Source organism: Mucilaginibacter sp. PAMC 26640, from assembly GCA_001596135.1.
In the GTDB taxonomy this organism is placed as follows: Bacteria; Bacteroidota; Bacteroidia; order Sphingobacteriales; family Sphingobacteriaceae; genus Mucilaginibacter.
Window position 1 is genome coordinate 2,105,255 of record CP014773.1, and the last position, 22,631, is coordinate 2,127,885.

Genomic DNA, 22,631 nt, shown 5'->3' on the forward strand with positions numbered 1-22,631 from the left:
CAAGTTGTTCAAAACTTGCTAACTTCGTAACATGCAATCCATTGATTTCAGCTTCTTAAAACTGGGCATATTTGATGTGCTTGATGTACTTTTGGTGGCTTTTATTATATACCAGTTATATAATTTGATCCGGGGAACCATTGCTGCCAATATTTTCATCGGCCTGATCACCATTTACCTGTTATACATGTTGGTGAAAGCATTGCACATGCAATTGCTTACCGGCATTTTAAGCAAGTTTGCCGATGTGGGCATCATTGCCATTATCATCGTTTTTCAGCAGGAAGTTAGGCGGTTTTTGCTGCTGGTAGGTAAAAACGCTTCGCTGCAGCGAAACAAGGCCTGGTGGAAGTATTTTTTTGGTAAGGAGGAAGCGGAGAAAAACAACTATACCCGTATTAAACCTATTATAGATGCCTGTAAAGTGATGAAGCAAACGCGGACCGGCGCGCTCATTGTGTTCGCTAAATATTACGACGAGCAATTTTACCAAAACAGCTGCGAAGTGGTGGATGCCAAGATCTCCAAACGATTACTGGAAAGCATCTTTCAAAAGAATAGTCCGCTGCATGATGGCGCAGTGGTGATAGCCGAGAACAAGATCAAGTCGGCCAGCTGTATTTTGCCGGTAACGGAGAAAGCGGATCTTCCCGCCCAATTTGGTTTGCGCCACCGGGCAGGTATAGGCGTTACCGAAGCCAACGACGCCACAGCGATCATCGTATCGGAAGAAACCGGAGAGATTTCCTACGCCAAGCAGGGCCGCATCAAAATGAATATCAGCTTCGCCGAACTGGAAAAGTTGTTGAACAAGGATTTCTAAATTTAAGGAATAGCCTTAATTGCAGGCATGTTTTTGTTTTCATTTGCGCCAAGTACCGGCATCTTCGAATTTCCTTCCAATTTGTATACCGGCATATTTGATTGTCCCCTCAGTTTAGCTACCGGCATATGATTGATATTGGTATAGTTGCCTGCTACCAGCAACGATCTGTTCAGTGCAGAAAATTGTTGCTGATTAGGCAAGGTATTTATTTGCGACAGCGGGTTGTAATGCTGTGTTTTATTCAAATCTTTCAGCATTGGCGCAATGGTAGCAGAATCCAGTATTATTGGCTTAAGAAGTTTGAGGGAACTGTTGTCGGGAACAGAAGACAGCGGCTGCAGGTTGTTTTGCGCCATTAACCTGGCGGTGCCCGAAAGTAGTACAGCTAAAAGTAAGATCTTCTTCATAAGCGGTTAGTTTAGAGTTACTAAAATAAATACTTTGCCTATTTATACTTGTTAAATTTAGTTAAATATTGTTGACGAAATATAATTTGATTAAATAAAAGAGCCACCCATTTTCACAGGCGGCTCTCAATTAAGATGATAACAAATATTTAATTCAGCGGAGCGATTGCTTTATCTGCAGCAGCAGCAGATGCAGTATCGCCCATTTTGCTGCGGGCTTCTTTGATATCGGTTAGTAGCTGGATCATCGTAGGCGCTACACCAAACTGCTTGTATTTAACGCCAAGCTCCCCCATGATGGTGATGGCTTGCTGTGCATATTCCGGGTTTTTAACGCGACCGGCAAATTCAGCCATTTTTCTAATTAATTGAAATTGCGAATTTACATCGCCGTTTTTAAAGGCATTGTAAACATATGGCCATTCAGCATCGGTGCCATTGCTTGCATATACGCCCAGAATAGCTTGTTTCAGCGAGCCGTCTGCATCCTTTTCATAAGTTTTCGCCAGTGCCAGCGCATTAGCCGGGTCTATCATGCCGATAGCATTCATAGCGGCACCTTCTATAGCATAACTTGGGTTGGCAAGTGCTGTTTTGAACAAATTTATATTGCCCGATGCTTTTAATTTACCCAAAGCGGTTATAGCAGCGGCGCGTACCAGGTTGTTCTCATCGCTTTGCGCAAGCTTAGTTAATATTGGTACAGCTGCATTGCGCATATCATCATGCGTAAGGTTAGCTGCATTAATGGCTTTTATACGCAGCATATAAAACTTATCCTGCATGGCAGCCAGCAAAATTTTGCGGGCAGTAGTGTTTGTGCTGGTTTGATTAGCCTTGGCCGCATCAATTGCCTCGTAACGATCTAAAAACAATGGCGCATTAGAGTATTGGAAAGCGTACTCATCTAAAGATTTAGTATCTGTCTTTTTAGTCAGCAGGATCTTGTCGCCATCCACATTCACCAGCTCTGGTTTGCTGGCAGCATCAAAGGTAAGGGTGTCGGTTTTATCGCGCATCCATACATTGTGGCGCACTTTTTTACCGCCTGCGTAAATATCTATGGCCATTGGCAAAATAAAGGCATTGCCATCCTGGGTCTGTTGCAGGTAAACAGTTTCCTTTTTTGCCGCATCATCCCATTTGTAGCTGATGTTGAGTAGTGGGTGGCCTGCACCATAATACCATTGATTAAAGAACCAGTTCAGATCTTTACCACTGGCTTCTTCCATAGCTAAGCGCAGTTGTTGTGCCTCGCCGTTTTTAAAGGCATTTGTTTTTAAGTAAATATTTAAACCTTTATAGAAAGCTGCGTTACCTAAATAGTTGCGCAGCATGTACAAAATACGGCCACCTTTTTGGTAGGTAACCACATCAAACACATCTTCCTTATCGTTATAATGGAAACGTACCAGGTTTTTGGTTTTGGCGGCAGGCTGGTTCAGGTAGCTTTGCATGGCTTCCAGGCTATGTGCATCGCCTGCGTCTTTACCGTATTTGTATTCGGCCCAGATACTTTCACTAAAGTCAGCAAATGATTCGTTTACAGTGAGATTGCTCCAGCTTTCGGCAGTAACATAATCACCAAACCACTGATGAAACAATTCGTGCACAATAGTGCTGCGACCAGCATCGTAGTAACGATCGTCCAGTTCGCGTTTAGTGCCTTGCACGTAAACACCGTGCAGGGTAGCCGATGTGTTTTCCATTGCGCCGCTCACATAGTCGCGAACCACAATTTGCGAATATTTATACCACGGATAATCAACCCCTAAAGTTTTGGAGTAGAATTCGATCGCTTCGGGCGTAAAGCCGAAAATGTCTTTAGCATACGGGGCGTATTTAGGCTCCAGGTAATAGCTAACTTCTTTTCCGCGCCACGTGTCTTTATAGATCTTGAAATCGCCAACGGCCATCATAAACAAATAGGGCGAGTGTGGTAATTCCTGTTTCCAGGTATCGGTACGGGTACCGTCGCCATTTACTTTCTGAGAAGCCAAACGGCCATTTGATAAGGTTACGTACTTAGCCGGCACCGTCATCGTGATCTCTTCGGTAGTTTTTTGATTTGGTTTATCAATAGTTGGGAACCATGCCGACGAGCTTTCAGTTTCGCCTTGTGTCCAGATCTGGGTAGGCTTATCTTTTTCGGTACCATCCGGGTTAATAAAGTATAAACCTTTGGCATCGCTGATGGCTGCGCTGCCTTTAACATGCAATTCGTTTGGCTTGGAGGTGTAATCGATATATACGGTGTAGTTTTCACCCCCCTGGTAAGTTTTATCCAGTTTGATGGCTACGCTGGCGCTATCCTGATAAGTAAATTTTAGCGGGATGTTTTTACCGTTTTTTACAATGGCAATGGTCTTTAGGTCCATTCCTTTTGCATCCAGGCGCAAGCTATCGGTAGGGTAGAAGTGTGGCTTCAAAGTAACCCACTCCTTGCCGTACATGTGGCGTTTTTTGTAATCGAACTTTACATCGAGCTTGGTATGCACCAGATCGTTAATTTTTGGCGTAGTTTCCCGGTACATTTTGTAAGCGGGGGTTTCGGCCGCCGGGGCTTGTGCCATGGCTGTTTGGAGGGCACAGGCACTAATACTGCCTGCCAATACAGCAGCGTAGATAATTTTCATAAATATTAATTAGTTTGAATAATATGCGTGCATAATAAAAGCTAAATTATTAGTTTTTATCTGATGTAAGACCACAATTAAGCATTAATGTTACACGCATATCCCACATAATCCCCTAAATTAGCCATCACCAATTATTGCACGATACATTTACCAAATTCGTTATTATGCAGCGCAGAAGATTTATCCAGAACGTAGCCGTTACCGGCACCAGTTTCCTTGTGGGTTCCAATTTGGCCATGGGGGGCGTATTTACAGGGTCGCCAAATAAAAAAGTAGTTTTAGGAGTGATGGGCGTAAATAGCCGCGGTGCGTTTTTGGCCCAAAAACTGGCAGGTATTCCGGATGCCGAGATAGGCTACATCTGCGATGTGGATACAAAGGCAATGAATAAATGTATTGCCGAAATTGAAAAGCTTACCGGCAAAAAGCCCAAAGGCATTACCGATGTGCGCCAGCTACTGGAGAAAAAGGATCTGGATGCGCTGGTAATTGCTGCTCCCGATCACTGGCACGCACCCGCTACCATTTTGGCCTGCCAGGCAGGTAAGCACGTTTATGTAGAAAAGCCCTGTAGCCATAACCCGCACGAGGGCGAAATGGCCATAGCCGCCGCCGCCAAATATAATAGGCTGGTGCAAATGGGAAGCCAGAGGCGGTCATTCAATAATGTACAGCAAATGGTGAAGGAGCTCCATGAAGGCATCATCGGCCGGGCATATTTTGCCAGGGGCTGGTATGTCAACAATCGCAAATCCATCGGTATTGGTAAAGATGCGCCTGTACCATCAAATTTAAATTACGATCTGTGGCAGGGGTATGCACCACGCCGCCCTTACAAAGATAACCTGATCCACTACAACTGGCACTGGTTCTGGAACTGGGGTACCGGCGAGGCCCTCAATAACGGTACCCATGAGATCGACGTAATGCGCTGGGGTTTGGGTGTTGATTTCCCTGATAGGGTGACCTCATCCGGTGGCAGGTTTGCTTTTAAAGACGATTGGGAAACGCCAGATACGCAAACGATATTAGCTAACTTCCCTAATAATACAGCCATTTCCTGGGAGGGCCGAAGCTGTAATAACTTTAACTCCGAAGGAGTTGGGCGCGGTGTAGTTTTTTATGGTGATAAGGGCACAATCTATTACGGCGGCGGTAACGGCTACCAGGTGTATGATTACGATAATAAACTGGTCAAAGAGATAAAGGATGAAGCGCCGGTGGATGCAGGTAACAAGGTAAGCCCTACAGAATTGCTGGACCGGATCCATCTTCAAAATTTTGTTAGCGCTGTACAGGGAGACGCGCAGCTAAACCAAACCATTATCAACGGGCATAAATCCACGGTAATACCGCAATTGGGCAATATTGCCCAGCGCATGGGGCGGGTTTTAAACTGCGACCCCCAAAATGGCCATATCCTGCACGATCCGGAGGCAATGAAGCTTTGGACCCGGGATTATCAACCAGGGTGGAATTTAAAGGTGTAGAAGACCTGCTAACCCCAGCCCCGGCCGCTCTTTTAAACAGGAGTTGAACGCCAAACGAATAATTAATACATCAGATCCAAAATGCATATGAAAAACACATGGATGATCCTCGTCCTGGCCCTGGTTGGCTTGGCGGCATCGGCACAAACAAAAGCTGGTTACACCAGTCTGTTCGACGGCAAAACGCTAAAAGGCTGGAAAAAGCTTGCGGGGAATGCAGAATACAGCGCAGCCAACGGCGTTATAACCGGCACAGCTGTGCTTAACTCAGGCAATACCTTCCTGGTGACGGAGAAAGAATATGGCGATTTTATATTGGAGCTGGATGTAATGACCGAAAGCAACCAAACCAATTCAGGTGTTCAACTGCGCAGCCATTACAACCCGACCGGGCACGAAGGCAAGGGTTTGGTATTCGGCCGCCAATGCGAGGTAGATCCCAGTGACCGCCAATGGACCGGCGGTATCTACGATGAAGGCCGGCGCGACTGGCTTTACCCGATGGAACTTAATGCTAAAGCCAAGCTGAACTGGAAACCGGGTGCATATAACCACATCAAAGTGGAATGCATTGGCAACGAGACAAAAACATGGATCAATGGCGTGGCTACTGCTTTTGTAGTAGATACGGTAGACGCTAAAGGTTTTATTGGTTTGCAGGTTCATGCCATCAGCGACGCCGGGCAGGCCGGTAAAAAGATCTTTTTTAAGAACATTCAAATCAAAACCACTAATCTTAAACCACAGCCATTTGCTAAAGATATATATGTAGTGAACCTCGTGCCGAATCTGTTGTCGGCCTATGAAAAACAGGATGGCTGGAAGTTATTGTTTGATGGTAAAACCAATGCCGGATGGCGCAGCGCAACCAGCATGCAGTTCCCCGCCAAGGGCTGGAAGGTAGAGGATGGGATGATCAGCGTAATCGGTTCTGCCGGGGGCGAGGCTGCCAATGGGGGCGACATCATCACCAATGGCCAGTTCAAGGCGTTTGATCTGTCGTTTGAATTTAGAATGGTCACCGGTGCTAACAGCGGGGTTAAATATTTTGTGACCCTGAGCGAGAAAACCACCGGCTCGGCCATTGGCCTGGAATACCAGGTGCTGGACGATGCCGTACACCCGGATGCCAAACTGGGCCGCGACGGCGACCGTACCCTGGCTTCCTTATATGATTTGATCCCTGCAAAAAAACAGGCCCGCTTTGTGCATCCCATTGGTGCCTGGAACATTGGGCGCGTTGTGGTTTACCCTAATAACCATGTAGAGCACTATCTCAACGGCATCAAGGTGTTAGAATATGACCGCGGATCAAAAGAATTCCGCGACCTGGTGGCGATCAGTAAGTATAAGATCTGGAAAGACTTTGGGGAGGCTGCACAGGGCCATCTGCTATTGCAGGATCATGGTTTCGACGTGAATTACAGGAATATCAAGATCAAAGCGTTGTAGCTAAGACGGAAAGTCCGAAAGATTTTTAAGACAACGAACGCTAGCAACGTACATAGGCCACAGAGGAGAAGGTTGATGCTTTTGCTTTGTGGCTTTTATTTTAAGGACAGGCAAATGTTTTTGCAAATAGGTGAAGAAATTTGCGACTTTGAAGCAAACTTTCAGTTAGCCAGGCTCTGCTGACTCTATGCCTTCTCTTTCCTCTCCGTGTTAAAATACACGAGCTATGCACAAACTTATAACCGAACACCCCACCGTCCGAAATCGAACGGTTTTTGTTATCTATTTATTTGTAAAACGCTGTTTATTAGTTGATTGTTATATTGGCATGTGTTTGACTATCTACCTAAAACATTTACAACAAAGGCGTGACGACGGAAGACAGGATATGGTATCTTGAGGCTAAAAAGCTAGCGAATGAGGCGTCGTCTGGCGAACTGATTGAACTATCTTTATTGCTGAAGCAAAACCCTGTTGTAGGCCACCGAGTACATGTTGTAAACAATTGGTGGGCCGATAGCCGGCAGCCGGAAACTGATGCAAATTTGCTGTTCAAGAAAATACAGCAGCGCATAAAAACTGCTGAATTAAACGAATCACAAGGATTTAAGCCAAACCAAAATAAACGGGGTTATTCATTTGAAAAGAATATTACAATGTTCAAAAATCACTTAAAAATTGCGCTAAGGCAGTTGGGTAAGCAGAAGATGTATGCAGCCATCAAAGTGGGCGGTTTTGCATTCAGTATCGCGGCCTGCATACTCATAGGTTTATATATTAAAAACGAAACAAGCTATGATCAGTCCTACCCGGATACGGACCGCATCTATAGGGTAATAGGGCAGTATAACGATAACGGGGTATTAAAAAAGTCTGTATCCTTACCCGCGCCTTTTGGTACTGTTGTAAAAGGGGATTTCCCGGAAGTGGAGCAGGCAGCACGGATAATGCCAAATACCCTTTTTGATGGTGCCGGCAGCAATGAAGTAAGTACCAGTGACAATAATCAAAATACGCATGATGAAGGTTTTGCTTATGCCGACCAGCAACTGCTCGATCTTTTAAAGTTACCAATGGTTTATGGCGACAGAAAACACGCGCTGGCCGAGCCTTTTACCGTGGTAATTACAAAAAGCAAAGCCGATAAGTATTTTCCAAAACAAAACCCGGTTGGTAAGCTGCTGTTTTTAAATAACGATCGCAGCAGGCCCTACAGGATTGGCGGCGTGATTGAAGATTTTCCGGCCACATCGCATCTTAACTATAATTTTTTGTTGACGCTTACCGGCAAAGAACTATGGAAGGGGGAACAAACTACATGGGGTGCAAACAATTACACCTGTTACGTAAAGGTGCACGCAGGGACTGATATCGCTCTGCTCGAAAAAAAGCTGATCAAAAATATCATGGCTAAATATGTACTGCCCGATATGATCAAAGCGGGTAATAAAAGAGCGATTGATGCAGTTGCTAAATCCTCATTAAAACTACAGCCCATTAGCGCTATCAATCTCAAATCTTACGACATCCATGATAACTTAATCCACGGCGATATCCGGTTTGTATGGTTGTTCGGCGGAGTAGCTGCCTTTATACTGCTTATCGCCTGCATTAATTTCATCAATCTTTCCACCGCAAAATCGGCAAACAGGGCAAAAGAAGTTGGCTTAAGAAAAGTAGTAGGATCAACCCGGGGCAGCCTGGTGCAGCAGTTTATCGTAGAGTCGCTGCTGTATAGCATATTATCTTTTGTAATTGCGTTGGCTGTAGCCGCTGCACTGCTCCCCTGGTTTAATGTTATTGCCGGTAAAAATTTGAGCTTCCCGCTCGCTGCTTTGTGGTTTTTACCATCACTTGTTGTAGCTGCAATAATCATTGGGTTTGTTGCTGGTATTTACCCGGCACTTTACCTGTCGGCATTTAAGCCTATCAATGTACTTAAGGGTAAGCTAAGCACGGGTAGCAAAAATTCTTATTTACGCAACGGATTGGTGGTGTTCCAGTTTGCTACTTCCATCACGCTGATCATCGGAACCCTTGTTATTTACAACCAAATGCAGTTTATTCTGAATAAAAAACTCGGATTTGATAAAGACCAGGTGTTGGTATTGCAGGGAACCAATATGCTGGGTTACCGTGCAAATGACCTAAAGACAGAACTGCTTAAACTGGCCGATGTTAAAAGTGTAAGTATTGGCGATTACCTGCCGGTAGATGGTTCCAAGCGTAATGGCAATGTGTTTTACAACGAAGGGAAAGTTCATGAGGATATTGGGGTAAGCGGGCAATATTGGTTCGTAGATAAAGATTACTTGAAAACCATGGGGGTAAAGCTTGCCGCAGGGCGTAACTTTTTGCCGGATGCTGCCGCAGATTCGCAGGGGGTTATTATTAACCAGGCGATGGCTAAACAACTTAACCTCGGCAACCCGATTGGTAAACGCATTACCGATGCTGGCGGTACGTTAAGCACGGTAGTGGGGGTGGTGCATGATTTTAACTTCGCATCTTTAAGGAACAATGTAGAAGGGCTGGTGATGCAGCTAAACAAAAGCAATGCGGCAATGATGTCGGTAAAACTGAATACCGGCAACGTGCAGCAAACGCTTAAGGCAATTAACGGTGTTTGGAAGACTTTCTCGCCCGAGCAACCCATCAGGTACACTTTTATGGACGATAGCTTTGCGGCCATGTATGCAGATGTACAGCGTATGGCACTTATATTTACCAGCTTTGCCGTATTGGCCATCATTATTGCTTGCCTGGGTTTATTTGGTCTCTCGGCGTTTATGGCCGAGCAGCGCAGCAAAGAAATAGGCATTCGTAAAGTGCTTGGTGCAAGTATCACCAGCATTACTGCACTATTATCTGTTGATTTCTTAAAGCTGGTTTTAGTAGCGATCCTGATTGCATCGCCTGTTGGCTGGTGGGCCATGCATACCTGGCTGCAGGATTTTGCTAATCGCACGCCTATACAATGGTGGGTGTTTTTAATTGCAGCATCATCAGCCATAGGTATTGCCATTTTAACGGTAAGTTTTCAATCGGTAAAAGCCGCATTAATGAATCCTGTAAAAAGCCTGAAGAGCGAGTAAGTAATAGTTATTTTTAAGCTTCAAATTCAGCAACAGGTGCTTAATAATGGTGTAATCAATACATAATTTGTCTAATCCCACAATCATGATAAAGAATTATTTAAAAGTTGCCTGGCGCAACCTCATCAAGAACAAAACGCATACGTTTATCAACGTTTCGGGCTTATCGGTAGGTATGGCGGTGGCCATGCTGATCGGGCTTTGGATATGGGATGAGCTGTCTTATGATCGTTATTTTGACAACCACAGCCGCATTGCGCAGATATTACAACACCAAACCATTAACGGCGAAACGCTGACCGGCCCTTCTATACCAATCCCGCTGGGCACTGCTTTACGCCAGGAGTACACCGGCGCCGGAAAAGATTTTAAATACGTTTCATTATCCAGCTGGACTTTCGGCATGAGCATAGCCGTCGGCGATAAAAAATTAGCCAGTCATGGTAATTTTGCACAGCCCGAAATTACAGAGATCCTAAGTCTCAAGATGCTGAAGGGGAGTCGTGCCGGATTAGCCGATCCGTCATCGGTCATGTTATCTGCCAAATTAGCCAAAGCAATTTTTGGTGATGCCGACCCGATGAACAAAGTGGTTAAACTAAATAACAAGTATGATCTAAAGGTTAGCGGCGTGTACGAAGATATGCCACGTAATACTACTTTTAACGATCTGGATATAATTGCTCCCTGGGATTTCTACCTCACTACGCAGCCCTGGCTAAAACGCGCGGAAACACGCTGGGGCAATAATTCTTTTCAACTTTTTGCACAGCTAAATGCCAATGCGGATCTAGATAAGGTGAACGCGCGTATAGGCGGACTCAAACAAAAAAATATTTCAGCTCAGGGCGATAAGGTGGGTGCCTCCTTTAAACCCGTGTTGTTTTTGCATCCGATGGATAAATGGCACCTGTACTCGGAGTTTAAGCAGGGGAAAAACACAGGAGGTGGTATCCAATTCGTATGGTTGTTTGCCATTATAGGCGTTTTTGTTTTGTTATTGGCCTGCATTAATTTTATGAATTTAAGTACCGCCCGGTCGGAAAAGCGCGCCCGTGAAGTAGGCATCCGCAAAGCGGTAGGTTCGGTACGCAGCCAGCTGATCACCCAATTCTTTAGCGAATCGTTTATGGTTGTTGTGTTTGCTTTCGTATTCAGTGTAGTACTTGTACTGTTGATTTTGCCATGGTTTAACCAGGTAGCTGGCAAAAGTATAGGGATTTTATGGGCAAACCCCTGGTTTTGGGCACTGGGGCTTGGCTTTAGTTTATTAACGGGTATCATTGCAGGTAGTTATCCGGCTTTCTACCTATCATCATTTCAGCCGGTAAAGGTGTTAAAAGGTACGTTTAAAGCGGGCCGTTACGCAGCAATTCCCCGCAAGGTATTGGTGGTGCTGCAGTTCTTTGTATCAGTTACGCTGATCATTTGTACCATCGTAGTTTTCAGGCAGGTGCAGTTTACCAAAGAAAGGCCGGTTGGTTACGACCGCACCGGCCTGGTGCAGGTTGATATGCGTACCGAGGCTATTCATAATAATATCAATGCTGTGCGTGCCGATCTTTTAAAAAGTGGCGCTATTGTAGATATCGCCGAATCTACCAGTCCGTTAACCGATGTATGGTCAAACAATAGCGGTTTAAACTGGCGGGGTAAGGCGCCAGATCTGCAGGACGATTTCGGTACGATAAGCGTAACCCCCGAATTTGGCAGAACGGCCGGCTGGAAGATCATTAAAGGCCGCGATTTCAATAAAAACTTTATCTCTGACACATCGGCAATCATTATCAATGAATCCGCCGCAAAGTTTATGGGCTTTAAAGATCCTATTGGTGAAATTGTAGATTGGGGCCAGAAACTGAAAATCATAGGGGTAGTGAAAGATATGGTGATGTCCTCGCCCTATGAACCGGTAAAAACCACTATTTTTCTAAATCTGACCAAAAATGGCGATGTGATTGATATCAGGCTGAACCCTAAAGTGGGTACCCATGAGGCGATTGGAAAGGTAGAAGCTGTATTTAAACAGTACGACCCCGGCAGTCCTTTTGAGTATAATTTTACAGATGAGGAATACGCCAAAAAGTTTGCAACCGAAGAACGTGTAGGTAAACTGGCGGGCTTTTTTACGCTGCTGGCAATATTTATCAGCTGTATGGGTTTATTTGGGATGGCATCATTTATGGCTGAGCAGCGTACCAAAGAAATAGGTGTGCGCAAGGTGCTTGGGGCATCTGTATTTGGCTTATGGCAAATGATGTCGAAAGACTTTGTGGTGCTGGTATCCGTGTCCATACTTGTGGCAGTACCCGTATCTTACTACCTGATGCACGGCTGGCTGCAGGATTACAAATACCGCGCGGAGTTATCCTGGTGGATCTTCTTATTCACCGGCTTCGGAGCTATCTTTATCACTTTATGCACCGTTAGTTATCAAAGTATCAAAGCAGCGTTAAGTAACCCGGTGAAAAGCTTAAGGAGCGAATAAGGAGGAAACAAGAATTCAAGATTCAGGAGCCAGGAATTTAGAATTTAAGGGAGAAGAAAAGGTTAAAAAAGAGAAAAGTCTGGCGTATAAACACCAGACCTTTCTCTTGTTATCTTACTTCTTTAATCTTGGCTTCTTGCCGCTAAACTAGCAGTATTGCTCAAATGCATCTATCAGGTTATCGGCTATCATCTGTGCCGGTCGGCCTTCAATCTGGTGGCGCTCAATGATGTGAACCAGTTTACCATCTTTAAACAACGCCATTGATGGCGACGAAGGTGGGTAAGGCAGCATTAGGTTACGTGCAGCATCAACTGCGTCTTTTTCCATACCGGCAAATACGGTTACCAATTTATCAGGATGTTTTTCGCTTTGTGCGGCCATTCTTGCAGCAGGGCGTGCATTAGCAGCAGCGCATCCGCAAACCGAATTAACCATAACAAACACGGTGCCCTGTCCTTTAATTGCTTCTTCTACAGATTGGGCATCTTTTAACTCTTCAAAACCAACCTTGGTTAGCTCGGCCCGCATTGGGGCAACAAAATATTCTGGGTACATAATGTTTATAGCTTAATTAATAATACAAAATTATCAAATCATTTCACATACACGGGCGTAATAAGAATAATCCTAAAGAATTTACGTTCGGGTTATAATCAGTTTTTGCCGTCAGAATTATATAATTAGTTATATTGCACTATCGGCAACCGCTGATCCCTGATTAATTTACTAGAGAAAAAACTTAAAAATAGAGCATTTAGGTAATGGGAATTTTTACGCAAAAAAACCACGCCCAACCCCGGGTTATACAGGTAAAAGCAAAGCATTTCAATAGCTTTAAAGTAGCTATGGCTGCTGGCCTTATTGTAGTAATGGTGCTAATGGCGGCGGTATTGCGCTTAAATAGCCAGGTTGTTCAACAAAATCACGAGAACAGCCGCCTCCATTCCCAAATTGCAACCTTGCAGGACGAGATTGACAAAACGCAGGAAGACGAGTTATTACTGAACGCCGAAAAAGAAGGTAACCGCGGTAAAGCCGTTGGATACATCGAAAGCATTCAGAACAAGCTAAAAGGCATCAATAATTATTTGAGCAAACGCGGCCTCAGGGGGATTGCTTTTAGAAACCTTGGCCTGGAGAGCAACAAACCAAAAAGCGATACCAAATTATACGGAGAGTTTAATGCCTACCTGGATAAGCTGGTCAATAACATCGCCTACATGCCAATGGGCTATCCGCGGTTAAGCTCTTTTACTTCGTTTTTCGGCTACCGCAGCAATCCCTTTGATTTTGGAAATGGCGAGTTTCACCCCGGCATTGATTTTAAAGGCAACAAAGGTGATGCGGTTAAATGCACAGCCAGTGGCAACGTTATTTATGCGGCCCGCGCCGGCGGTTACGGCAACTGCATACGTATTAAACATCCCAACGGGTTGGAAACCTGGTATGGCCACCTATCTAAAATTAATGTGCACGAAGGTCAGCGGGTTACTGTAGGCGACGTAATAGGCAAAGTAGGCTCAACCGGCAGATCTACCGGGCCGCACCTGCATTACGAGATTCGTAAAAACGGCCACCCGGTTAACCCAAAGCAGTATTTAAGCTTAAATATGTAGGCTTAGGTTACTTACTATATAGAAAAGCTGTGTTGTTGAAATGGCTTTTTTTGTGCCAAAGATTTTAACGTGGAACGTACAATGACAAGGTACTTCAGACTGCGTCAGTTGTTTTGAGTTTGCGTTGCGGCTTAGCAAAATCGGGCGCTAAATGCAGGCATCCGCAAGCATAATTTTTAAGTTCGGCACAGCACAATACCTTTTCTGATCCGCTGGTGTTTAAAAAATTAGCTATGCATAAAATTCAAGCTTTATTTCTAAATTTATATGCGGCAATAAACCCCGGTTGCCTTCAGCCAAATTAAAACCGTCATGAAGAAATTGTTAGCCGCTCTGCTGTGGCTTTGCCCCGTTGCGCTGCTGGCGCAAACAGGTAAGGTGTATGATGCCCTTACCGTTAAAAGTAAGATTCTGAACAGCGAGCGCAAATACGCCGTTTATCTGCCGCCGGATTACGAAACCAGCGGGCGCGAATACCCGGTGCTTTACCTGCTGCACGGCGCAGGCGACGACCAAACCGGGTGGGTGCAGTTTGGCGAGGTGCCCGGCATTACCGATAAATCCATCCGCGAAGGAACAGCCACACCAATGATCATCATTATGCCTGATGCCAACACCGGCAGGCGCGGTTATTTTAATGATATCAAAGGAGACTGGAATTATGAGGACTTCTTTTTTACGGAACTTTTGCCTTTTGTAGAAAAGAAATATCGCATAAAAAATGATAAGCGCTTTCGTGCTATTGCTGGCCTCAGCATGGGCGGCGGCGGCACCTTTGTATATGCGCTGCACCATCCGGAGCTGTTCTCGTCGGCATGCCCTTTAAGTGCTGCTACCGGGTTTCTTAACGCGGAGGATGCCAGATCTGCTATACTGAAGAATAACCCGAACGCTGCCGATAGCGCCATCACTAATTATTATAACAGATACAGCGTGATCCCTCTAATAAACGCTATGCCCGACGCTAACAAAAAAGCTATGCGCTGGTTTATGGATATTGGCGACGATGATTTTTTATACGAGGGCAACGGGCTGGTGCATAACCTGATGCGTAAAAAGGAAATTCCGCATGAGTACCGCGTACGCGATGGTGCCCATAATTGGACCTACTGGCGCGGATCTTTACCCTTGGTTTTAGAATTCGTATCGCAGGCATTTCATCAGTATTAGCGGCTAAAAACCTTTGTTCTTATTTATTCCAAAGCATTTTATGAATGCTCGGGAACAGCCGACTTATTAATAAACCCAAAGTAAATTTATCCAAATGGAACGCAGACAATTTTTAAGAAATACAGCCCTTACAGCAGGTGCTTTGGCATTTTTGGGTAACCGCAGCTTTGCTTCGTTACTGGCCGACCCAACTTTCCAGGTGATCCCATTGCGCAATAACGTGGGGATCTTTATAGAAAAAGGTGGCACCATCGCCTGGATGGTGAATAAGGAAGGCATTGTAGTGGTAGATGCGCAATTCCGCGATACAGCCCAGCATCTGATTGCTGAAATGCAAAAGAAAAGCGACAAGCCGTTCCAATGGCTCATCAACACGCACCACCACGGAGATCATACAGGCGGGAATATCGCCTTTAAAGGCATTGCAATAAATGTTGCTGCTCAAGCCAACTCGCTGATCAATCAAAAGGCGGCCGCTGCCAAGCAAAATAGCGACGATAAACAACTTTACCCGGACACCACTTTCACCGATACCTGGAAAACAAGGGTAGGTGATGAAAGTATCAGCGCACATTATTTTGGCCCCGGGCATACTAATGGCGATGCGATGATCCATTTTGAAAACGCCAACATTGTGCACACTGGCGACCTGGTATTTAATAAGCGATACCCTTTTGTAGACCGCAGTGCAGGCGCATCCTGTAAGCACTGGCCGCTTGCACTGGAATCGGCTCTTAAAACTTTTGATAAAAACACGCAGTATGTATTCGGTCATGCTTTCGACCCCATGAAAGTTACCGGCACCAGGGAAGATGTAAAACAAATGCAAGATTTTATGGAGAAACTGGTGGCCTATGTTGAAAGCAGCATTAAAGCTGGCAAAACTAAAGAAGAGATCTTAGCTGCGAAGACCATTCCTGGTGTAACCTTATGGCAGGGTGACGGCATTGAACGGGGATTACAGGCGGCCTACGACGAGTTGTCGGTGTAAGAATATTTGGTGAAAATATAAAACGGAGTTTACTAGAGAAATTGATAATGTTTACATGAGTGTAAGTGAGAAACGGCGGGCAATGGAAGAAGCCTTAAAATCCATTGTTATTCCATTTTTAAGATCCCAGGGCTTTAAAGGCACTTTCCCACATTTTAGAAGGGTAGCAGATGATCGAATCAATTTGTTGACTTTTCAATTTAGCTCGTCTTCGTCAAAGTTTACTGTCGAAATTGCCAACTGCTCTATAAAAGGCATACACTTAGGTTGGGGCGAAGATATTAAACCGACTAATTGCACTGCTCATCACATAAATCGCAGACACCGTTTGGGATCACTAAAAGGTGATCACTGGTTTGATTTCAGTAAAGTTTATATTCTCTTAAATATCTATAAACAAAGAGCTCATGAAATAATCAGCTTATGGGGCGACGCAGAAAGTTGGTGGGAAACAGATCCATTTGACCAACGTTCTGCTATGGTGCCTTTTGAAAGCTAATAAGCCGGCTTGATGCTGCTGAGCGGTAGCGCTTACCGTTCAAAATGTTAGTGATGATACGCAACAAGGGCAGGAGCAATATTGCGATGGGTTTTTTACCCATCGCAATGCTTAACATTAACATCCAAATAAATAACAATTACTTAATATTGCATTAATCCCGAGTTTCTACTTTCTGTTTAGCTTTAGCTAATTTATAGCTATAACAATGACGAAATACGAAAAAGAATTATGGCAAAAAATTGAAGCCTTTACGCTGGATGAACCGGGTGTTGGCTTCCGGTTTTCGGCCCGGCTGGCCAGGGAGAATGGCTGGAATATCGCTTACACACATCGTGTGATAGCCGAATACAAGAAGTTTATTTTCATGTGCTGTGTTACAGATACCGGTGTAACCCCATCGGATCCGGTAGACCAGGCCTGGCACCTGCACTTAACCTTTACCCGGTCTTACTGGACGGACCTTTGCAAAACCACCCTTGGCCGGGAAATCCATCACAACCCCACAAAAGGCGGCGAACAAGAAGCCAAAAAATTTGACAACTTTTATACCTCCACCCACCAATTGTATATCAGCAAGTTTGGCATACCTCCATCGGCAGATATCTGGCACACCAACCAGGAGCGCTTCAGCGATATCAATTTTCAACGGGTAAACACCGGCAAATACTGGCTGGTGAAAAAGCCAAAGCTCTCCGCTTATGCACTGATAGTTTCTTTCCTGATGCTGTCTTACGGGCTATTTGTACAGGCATCCGATAGTGCCGTAGCCATATGTGTCATGTTAGGCATCATCATCCTGGTAACGGTGGGTGTTTATAAATACGAGTCTGCCGGGAAGTTGGGCGGTAATAAAGATAAACGAAGTAATGATGGCGGGTCTGGTTGCAGTGTTGCTGGCTTCGGTGGTGATTTTTCAGCCCACCATAGCAGCCACGGGCATAGCGGAGACAGCCACAGCAGTGGTGAAAGTGGTTGCGGTAGCGGATGTTCGTCATCTGGTTGTAGTGGCTGTGGCAGCGGTTGCGGAAGTAGCAGCGATTAAGATGACACCCGGGGGGAGATCACCTTGCCAATTTATTTCTTGTTTGCATTTATCTTAAGATATTCATTATTGAGCCGGCGTCTGCCGGCTTCAATTATTATTTCCAATATTATAACCCTGCCGCCCCGTATAACTTTATAATTATCAATTCATCATCTTTTACTCCCGTTTTCAAGGTTTGTTAACATAGTTGTTGATAATTGTTCATTCAACAGTAATTGTGCAGTAACCTCCCCTTAATGTACTAAGTACACTTTTGCCGCAACGTAAATTAAATTTATTAAGGATGAAAAAAGTGTTACTTAAAAGAGTGTTTTTCGCTGCGATGTTCCAGCTGCTGTTTGTCATGGCAGCTATGGCGCAAAGCAATTTAGCCGGCATTTCCGGTACAGTTACCGGTCCGGGTGGTGTAGTTGTCCCCAATGCAACCATCACCGTTAAAAACGAATCAACCGGTTTTCAAATCAAATCTACTTCCACGTCAAAAGGGCTTTTCCTGTTGAAGGAGCTGCCGCTGGGTTCGCCCTACAGCATTACTGTTGAGGCAATGGGTCTCAACACCCAAAAACAAACCGGCTTTGCGCTTAACCAGGGCGATCTGTTACAGGTTACGTTTTTAATGGAAGATAAAGTTAACCAGTTGGGCGTTGTAGAGGTTAGGGCCCCTACATTGCGCAATAAGATCGAAAATATAGGATCATCTACCGCGGTAACCGCAAAAGATATCGCCAAGCTGCCGGTAAACGGCCGTAACTTTACTTCCCTGGCAGATCTGTCGCCCCTCAGCTCGGGCAGCAGCCTCAACGGGCAGCTGGCATCGGCAACTAACTATACTATTGACGGTATGGCGGCGCGCGGTACCATTTCAGGTGGTTTACCAACAGGTGCTTATTCTATATCACTGGAGGCAGTAAGAGAATTCCAAGTGGTTACCAACCAGTATGATGTTACTTATGGTAATGCAGGTGGTGGTACCATTAGTACAGTAACCAAATCAGGTACCAACGTATTATCGGGCAGTGCTTTTAGCTATGCACGTGCCAACTGGCTGTCCAGTAAATACGGACTTAACGGCGTTAAGCGGAACCAGGCTTTCTCTACCTATCAGTATGGTTTTTCGTTAGGCGGCCCTATCGTTAAAGATAAAGCGCAGTTTTTTATTGCCTGGGATCACCAGGCCGATTCAAGACCCTTGTACATTGCCAATATCCAATCTGCAGATGACGAAAAACGAAATAACGTTACCCAGGGTACTTTGGATAACTTCCTGACCATAGCCCGTAATAAGTACGGTGTGGCTAATTCGCCGCAGGTGGGCCAGTTTGATAAAACTAAAAACACCCATGCCGGTTTTGCCCGTATCGACTGGCAGATCAATTCAAAGAACCTGTTCACCATACGGGATAACTTTGTTTATGATTTGGACAACCAATCTGACGGGGATAATACGGCTATCAATATTTACGAGGTGTACAGTACCCGTAAGGCCTTAAATAACAGTGTTATGGCTTCATTACGCAGTATCCTTAGTCCAACGGTAACCAATGAGCTTAAGGTGCAGCACTACTGGGAATACAATAAGCTTTTTGCCAACGATCAGTTACCGGCAGATAATATTCCCCGCGCTATTGTCCAGAACATCCCTTCTGTAGCAGCGGATGGTACAAGCTATACTACTTCAATACAACTGGGTGGGCAGCGCTACGGTAACGACTATTTTAATAACAACGTTGCCCAGCTGATCGATAACCTATACTGGACAAAAGGCAAGTACAACTTTACCTTTGGCGGTGGCTTATCGTTCACTAACCAAAACTCTATTTATGGTAGCGAAACTAACGGCAGGTTTTACTTTACCGGCTTAACCAACTTTAATAACCTTACCCCGTACCGTTACGCAAGGGATATTTATTTATCTAACGACAGGAATATCAAGTTTAACATCCTTGCGCCAAATTTGTACGCGCAGGTACAAACGGTACTGTTCCCTGGTTTTGATATTACTGCCGGTATCCGTGCAGATTACACTACCTACCTGGACAGGGCCGCCTTTAACCAAACTGTATTTAATACACTGGGTTTAAATACCAACAATAAACTGGCTACGCTGCAAATACAGCCAAGGGTGCAAGCCACCTGGGATGTTGGCCAGAATGGTAAAGATATCATCCGTTTAGGTGGTGGTATCTTAGGTTCGGCGCTTAATCCGTACTCTATGATCAACAATATGCTGTTTGATGGATCGCATATTACCAGTGTGGATCTTACCGGCAGCCTGGTGCCTGTTCCTAACTTCCCTGGCTACCGTCAGAACCCGGCAAGTGCACCGGGAATGGACCTGGTTAATAATGCAAACATCCCTAAATTAACCACTTTCAATATCAATGGCAAGGATGCCAAAGTGCCTACTGTTTATAAAGCTAACGCATCTTATTCGCACTTCTTCAACCGTAACTTCCGGGTTACTGCCAGCGGTTATTTAAGCCTTGGCCGTAATAACTATACCTACATCGATAAAAACATGGCAGATCAGCCGTACTTCCGTATCGCGGCCGAAGATAACCGCGGTGTGTATGTGCCGGCTAATACCATCAATGCCGCAAACGGTTCGGCCGACTGGACCCAGGGCCGTAAAACTTCACAAGTAGGCCGTGTATTGCAGCTGGAGAGCCTGGGTAAAGTAAACCAGATGGCGTTTGTGATTGATGCGGATTACCGTTATTACAAACAAGGCGAAATTTCGGTATCCTACACCTGGAACCAGACGAAAGATAATACCTCATATAACGGTAACGTTGCCAACACTGCTACACTGGTACAATATGTAAAAGATGATCCGCGCAACCTGAGCCAGGTGGGCTACTCTGATAACCAGTTCCGCAATAAGGTAGTGGCATATGGTAGTTCGCCAACATTTTATGGCTTCAGCGCAGGTTTAAGGTTCTCCGGGGTAAGTGGTACCCGTTATTCTTTAACTGTGAATGGTAACGTAAACGGCGATTTTGTTGCCACTAACGATTTGGCCTTTATTTACGACCCGAATGCTGCCGGCACGCCGCAATACCTGAAAGATGGTATCAACGCTATTCTTAACAACCCAAAAGTTGAGAAAAGCATGAAGACTTATATCACCAAGAGCTTTGGTAAAATTGCCGAGCGCAATGGTGGTGTAAACCCTTTTTACGGTGTGGTTGATCTAAGGCTGATCAAGAAGATCACTTTGTATAAAAAGCACTACCTGGAAGTATCCGGGGACCTGTTTAACGTAAGCAATTTCATTAACAAAAACTGGGGTGTAAACCACAACCTGGGGGCCACTACTATTTACAACATCAAAAGCTTTGATGCTACAGCCAAACAATACGGCTACTCGGTTAACACCAATGCAGGCGTATCCGGCTTAAGCGGCAACCCTTATCAGTTCCAGGTAGGTTTACGTTATGGTTTTTAATCAGTTAAAAGATATGATCAAAAATAAATTGATAATAGCAGCCACCCTGGCTTTGGGTATTAGCTTTAACGCAAACGCGCAAACAGCGCCTGCTAAGCATGTAGTGCTGGTGACTGTGGATGGTTTCAGGCCCGAGTTTTACCTGGATAGCACTTACGCTATGCCCACGGTACGAGAGCTGATGAAGAACGGCATTGCTGCAAACGGGTTAAACCCGGTGTTTCCGTCGGTTACCTACCCGGATCATACCACAATGATGACCGGGGTTACACCGGCCAAACACGGTATATACTATAACACACCCTTTGAAGCAGAAGGCGCCACCGGCAAATGGTACTGGGATTATAACCTGATTAAAGTACCTACACTTTGGAGTGCAATGCACAAGGCTGGCAAAACAACGGCCTGTGTGCGCTGGCCGGTAACACTTAATGCGCCGATAGATTACCGCATACCCGAGTATTGGAACTATAAGGACATGAAGGATACCCGGGAATACACGGCAGCTGCCACATCCCCGGCCTCGTTATGGCAGGAGGTACAACAAAACGCAACGGGTTTGCTGGAGGCAGAAGATTTGAATGCCAATAATAACGAATTGGTGCAGGATGAGAACGTAGCGCGCATGGCAGGTTATATCATTAAGAAATATAAGCCCAATTTAATAGCGCTGCATTTGGCCTGTACCGACCATTATGAACATGAGAACGGGCGCGAACACTATATGGTTCGCGCTTCGGTGGCCGGTGCCGACAGGGCGATTAAAACCCTGGTAGAAAGCGTAAGCCGTGCGGGCCTGGCCGATAGCACCGTTTTTATTATTCTGGGCGATCATGGATTCGAGAACATTTACCGCAGCTTTAATCCCAATTACCTGTTGAAACAGGCGGGCCTGATTACCGATGTTAAAACCGGCAGCTGGAAAGCGCAGTTTCATTCATCCGGCGGATCATCCTTCCTGAAATTGAAAACCCCGGGCGACAAAGCAACGCTGAAAAAAGTAAGTGAGCTGCTGGCACAACAGCCCGATTCTGTTAAGCAATACTACCAGGTAATTGATAAAGCGCACCTGGATAAGGTAGGCGCCGACCCTGACGTATTGATCGCCCTGAGCGGTACAAACGGAACTACTTTTGGCAACAAGGCAGATTTGCTAACCGAAAAGTTCAGTAAAGTAAAAGGTACGCATGGCTTTTACCCGGATCATCAGCAAATCCAAACCGGGTTTGTCGCTTTTGGTCCCGGCCTTAAAAAAGGGGTGGTGATCCCGGTTATGAATATGGTGGATATTGCCCCACTCATAGCCAAGCTGAGCGGTGTAGACCTGCCAGCAACAGACGGCAAGTTATACCCCGAAATGTTGAAATAGTTTTATTGTGATTTTTTTAGGCCTGTTATCACCGGTGGATGGTAACAGGCCTTTTTGTTTGGCGGGCTGGTAGTCCTTAAGTCTGTTGTG

General features: G+C 45.2%; 14 protein-coding genes and 1 pseudogene. 12 read left to right on the forward strand and 3 right to left on the reverse strand.

Features of this window, described 5'->3' with window-relative positions; genetic code table 11:
- Positions 1-31: 31 nt before the first annotated feature.
- Positions 32-823 (forward strand): hypothetical protein, encoded by a 792-nt coding sequence (locus tag A0256_09035; protein ID AMR31560.1) that lies wholly within the window; start codon positions 32-34, stop codon positions 821-823.
- A gap of 2 nt (positions 824-825) precedes the next feature.
- Here A0256_09035 and A0256_09040 read toward each other — a convergent pair whose 3' ends face one another.
- The gene (locus A0256_09040) at positions 826-1,233 is read right to left on the reverse strand and encodes a hypothetical protein (GenBank protein ID AMR31561.1); all 408 of its coding nucleotides are present in this window, start codon (positions 1,231-1,233) and stop codon (positions 826-828) included.
- A gap of 149 nt (positions 1,234-1,382) precedes the next feature.
- On the reverse strand, positions 1,383-3,806 hold the full coding sequence (locus A0256_09045) for a peptidase M1 (protein AMR34486.1): 2,424 nt from the start codon (positions 3,804-3,806) through the stop codon (positions 1,383-1,385).
- 230 nt (positions 3,807-4,036) lie between these two features.
- On the opposite strand from A0256_09045, the gene A0256_09050 reads away from it, so the two are divergent.
- The 4 genes from A0256_09050 to A0256_09065 all read left to right on the forward strand — a co-directional run bounded on the left by A0256_09050 (position 4,037) and on the right by A0256_09065 (position 12,397).
- The gene (locus A0256_09050; protein ID AMR31562.1) at positions 4,037-5,362 is read left to right on the forward strand and encodes a dehydrogenase; all 1,326 of its coding nucleotides are present in this window, start codon (positions 4,037-4,039) and stop codon (positions 5,360-5,362) included.
- 87 nt (positions 5,363-5,449) lie between these two features.
- Entirely contained in the window at positions 5,450-6,814 is a 1,365-nt protein-coding gene (locus tag A0256_09055; protein AMR31563.1) for a hypothetical protein, read from the forward strand.
- Positions 6,815-7,470: 656 nt separating this feature from the next.
- Entirely contained in the window at positions 7,471-9,909 is a 2,439-nt protein-coding gene (locus tag A0256_09060; protein ID AMR34487.1) for a hypothetical protein, read from the forward strand.
- Between the two features lie 85 nt (positions 9,910-9,994).
- The gene (locus A0256_09065; GenBank protein ID AMR31564.1) at positions 9,995-12,397 is read left to right on the forward strand and encodes an ABC transporter permease; all 2,403 of its coding nucleotides are present in this window, start codon (positions 9,995-9,997) and stop codon (positions 12,395-12,397) included.
- Between the two features lie 147 nt (positions 12,398-12,544).
- On the opposite strand, the gene A0256_09070 is transcribed toward A0256_09065, so the two are convergent.
- A complete protein-coding gene (locus A0256_09070; protein ID AMR31565.1) occupies positions 12,545-12,955 on the reverse strand; it encodes a hypothetical protein in 411 nt (136 codons plus the stop codon).
- Between the two features lie 206 nt (positions 12,956-13,161).
- On the opposite strand from A0256_09070, the gene A0256_09075 reads away from it, so the two are divergent.
- From A0256_09075 to A0256_09105, 7 genes and pseudogenes are all read left to right on the forward strand, one after another.
- Positions 13,162-14,016: a hypothetical protein gene (locus A0256_09075; protein AMR31566.1), complete on the forward strand. Its 855-nt coding sequence runs from the start codon at positions 13,162-13,164 to the stop codon at positions 14,014-14,016.
- 312 nt (positions 14,017-14,328) lie between these two features.
- Positions 14,329-15,186 carry a 1,4-beta-xylanase gene (locus A0256_09080; protein ID AMR31567.1) on the forward strand — a complete coding sequence of 286 codons (858 nt, stop codon included), beginning with the start codon at positions 14,329-14,331 and terminating at the stop codon, positions 15,184-15,186.
- Positions 15,187-15,280: 94 nt separating this feature from the next.
- Complete coding sequence (locus A0256_09085; protein AMR31568.1) at positions 15,281-16,177, forward strand: MBL fold metallo-hydrolase; 897 nt, start codon at positions 15,281-15,283, stop codon at positions 16,175-16,177.
- A 55-nt stretch (positions 16,178-16,232) separates the two neighbouring features.
- A complete protein-coding gene (locus A0256_09090; protein AMR31569.1) occupies positions 16,233-16,676 on the forward strand; it encodes a hypothetical protein in 444 nt (147 codons plus the stop codon).
- Between the two features lie 208 nt (positions 16,677-16,884).
- Positions 16,885-17,361, forward strand: a pseudogene (locus A0256_09095) (hypothetical protein).
- Between the two features lie 646 nt (positions 17,362-18,007).
- Positions 18,008-21,172 carry a TonB-dependent receptor gene (locus A0256_09100; GenBank protein ID AMR31570.1) on the forward strand — a complete coding sequence of 1,055 codons (3,165 nt, stop codon included), beginning with the start codon at positions 18,008-18,010 and terminating at the stop codon, positions 21,170-21,172.
- 13 nt (positions 21,173-21,185) lie between these two features.
- Positions 21,186-22,541, forward strand: coding sequence for an AP endonuclease (locus A0256_09105; protein ID AMR34488.1), 1,356 nt, complete (start codon positions 21,186-21,188; stop codon positions 22,539-22,541).
- Positions 22,542-22,631: the final 90 nt, after the last annotated feature.

Excerpts from the sequence above, each read along its gene's own strand:
- A0256_09035 (AMR31560.1), top strand. The coding sequence starts at position 32 with ATGCAATCCATTGATTTCAGCTTCTTAAAACTGGGCATATTTGATGTG.
- A0256_09040 (AMR31561.1), bottom strand. The coding sequence starts at position 1,233 with ATGAAGAAGATCTTACTTTTAGCTGTACTACTTTCGGGCACCGCCAGG.
- A0256_09045 (AMR34486.1), bottom strand. The coding sequence starts at position 3,806 with ATGGCACAAGCCCCGGCGGCCGAAACCCCCGCTTACAAAATGTACCGG.
- A0256_09050 (AMR31562.1), top strand. The coding sequence starts at position 4,037 with ATGCAGCGCAGAAGATTTATCCAGAACGTAGCCGTTACCGGCACCAGT.
- A0256_09055 (AMR31563.1), top strand. The coding sequence starts at position 5,450 with ATGAAAAACACATGGATGATCCTCGTCCTGGCCCTGGTTGGCTTGGCG.
- A0256_09060 (AMR34487.1), top strand. The coding sequence starts at position 7,471 with ATGTTCAAAAATCACTTAAAAATTGCGCTAAGGCAGTTGGGTAAGCAG.
- A0256_09065 (AMR31564.1), top strand. The coding sequence starts at position 9,995 with ATGATAAAGAATTATTTAAAAGTTGCCTGGCGCAACCTCATCAAGAAC.
- A0256_09070 (AMR31565.1), bottom strand. The coding sequence starts at position 12,955 with ATGTACCCAGAATATTTTGTTGCCCCAATGCGGGCCGAGCTAACCAAG.
- A0256_09075 (AMR31566.1), top strand. The coding sequence starts at position 13,162 with ATGGGAATTTTTACGCAAAAAAACCACGCCCAACCCCGGGTTATACAG.
- A0256_09080 (AMR31567.1), top strand. The coding sequence starts at position 14,329 with ATGAAGAAATTGTTAGCCGCTCTGCTGTGGCTTTGCCCCGTTGCGCTG.
- A0256_09085 (AMR31568.1), top strand. The coding sequence starts at position 15,281 with ATGGAACGCAGACAATTTTTAAGAAATACAGCCCTTACAGCAGGTGCT.
- A0256_09090 (AMR31569.1), top strand. The coding sequence starts at position 16,233 with ATGAGTGTAAGTGAGAAACGGCGGGCAATGGAAGAAGCCTTAAAATCC.
- A0256_09100 (AMR31570.1), top strand. The coding sequence starts at position 18,008 with ATGAAAAAAGTGTTACTTAAAAGAGTGTTTTTCGCTGCGATGTTCCAG.
- A0256_09105 (AMR34488.1), top strand. The coding sequence starts at position 21,186 with ATGATCAAAAATAAATTGATAATAGCAGCCACCCTGGCTTTGGGTATT.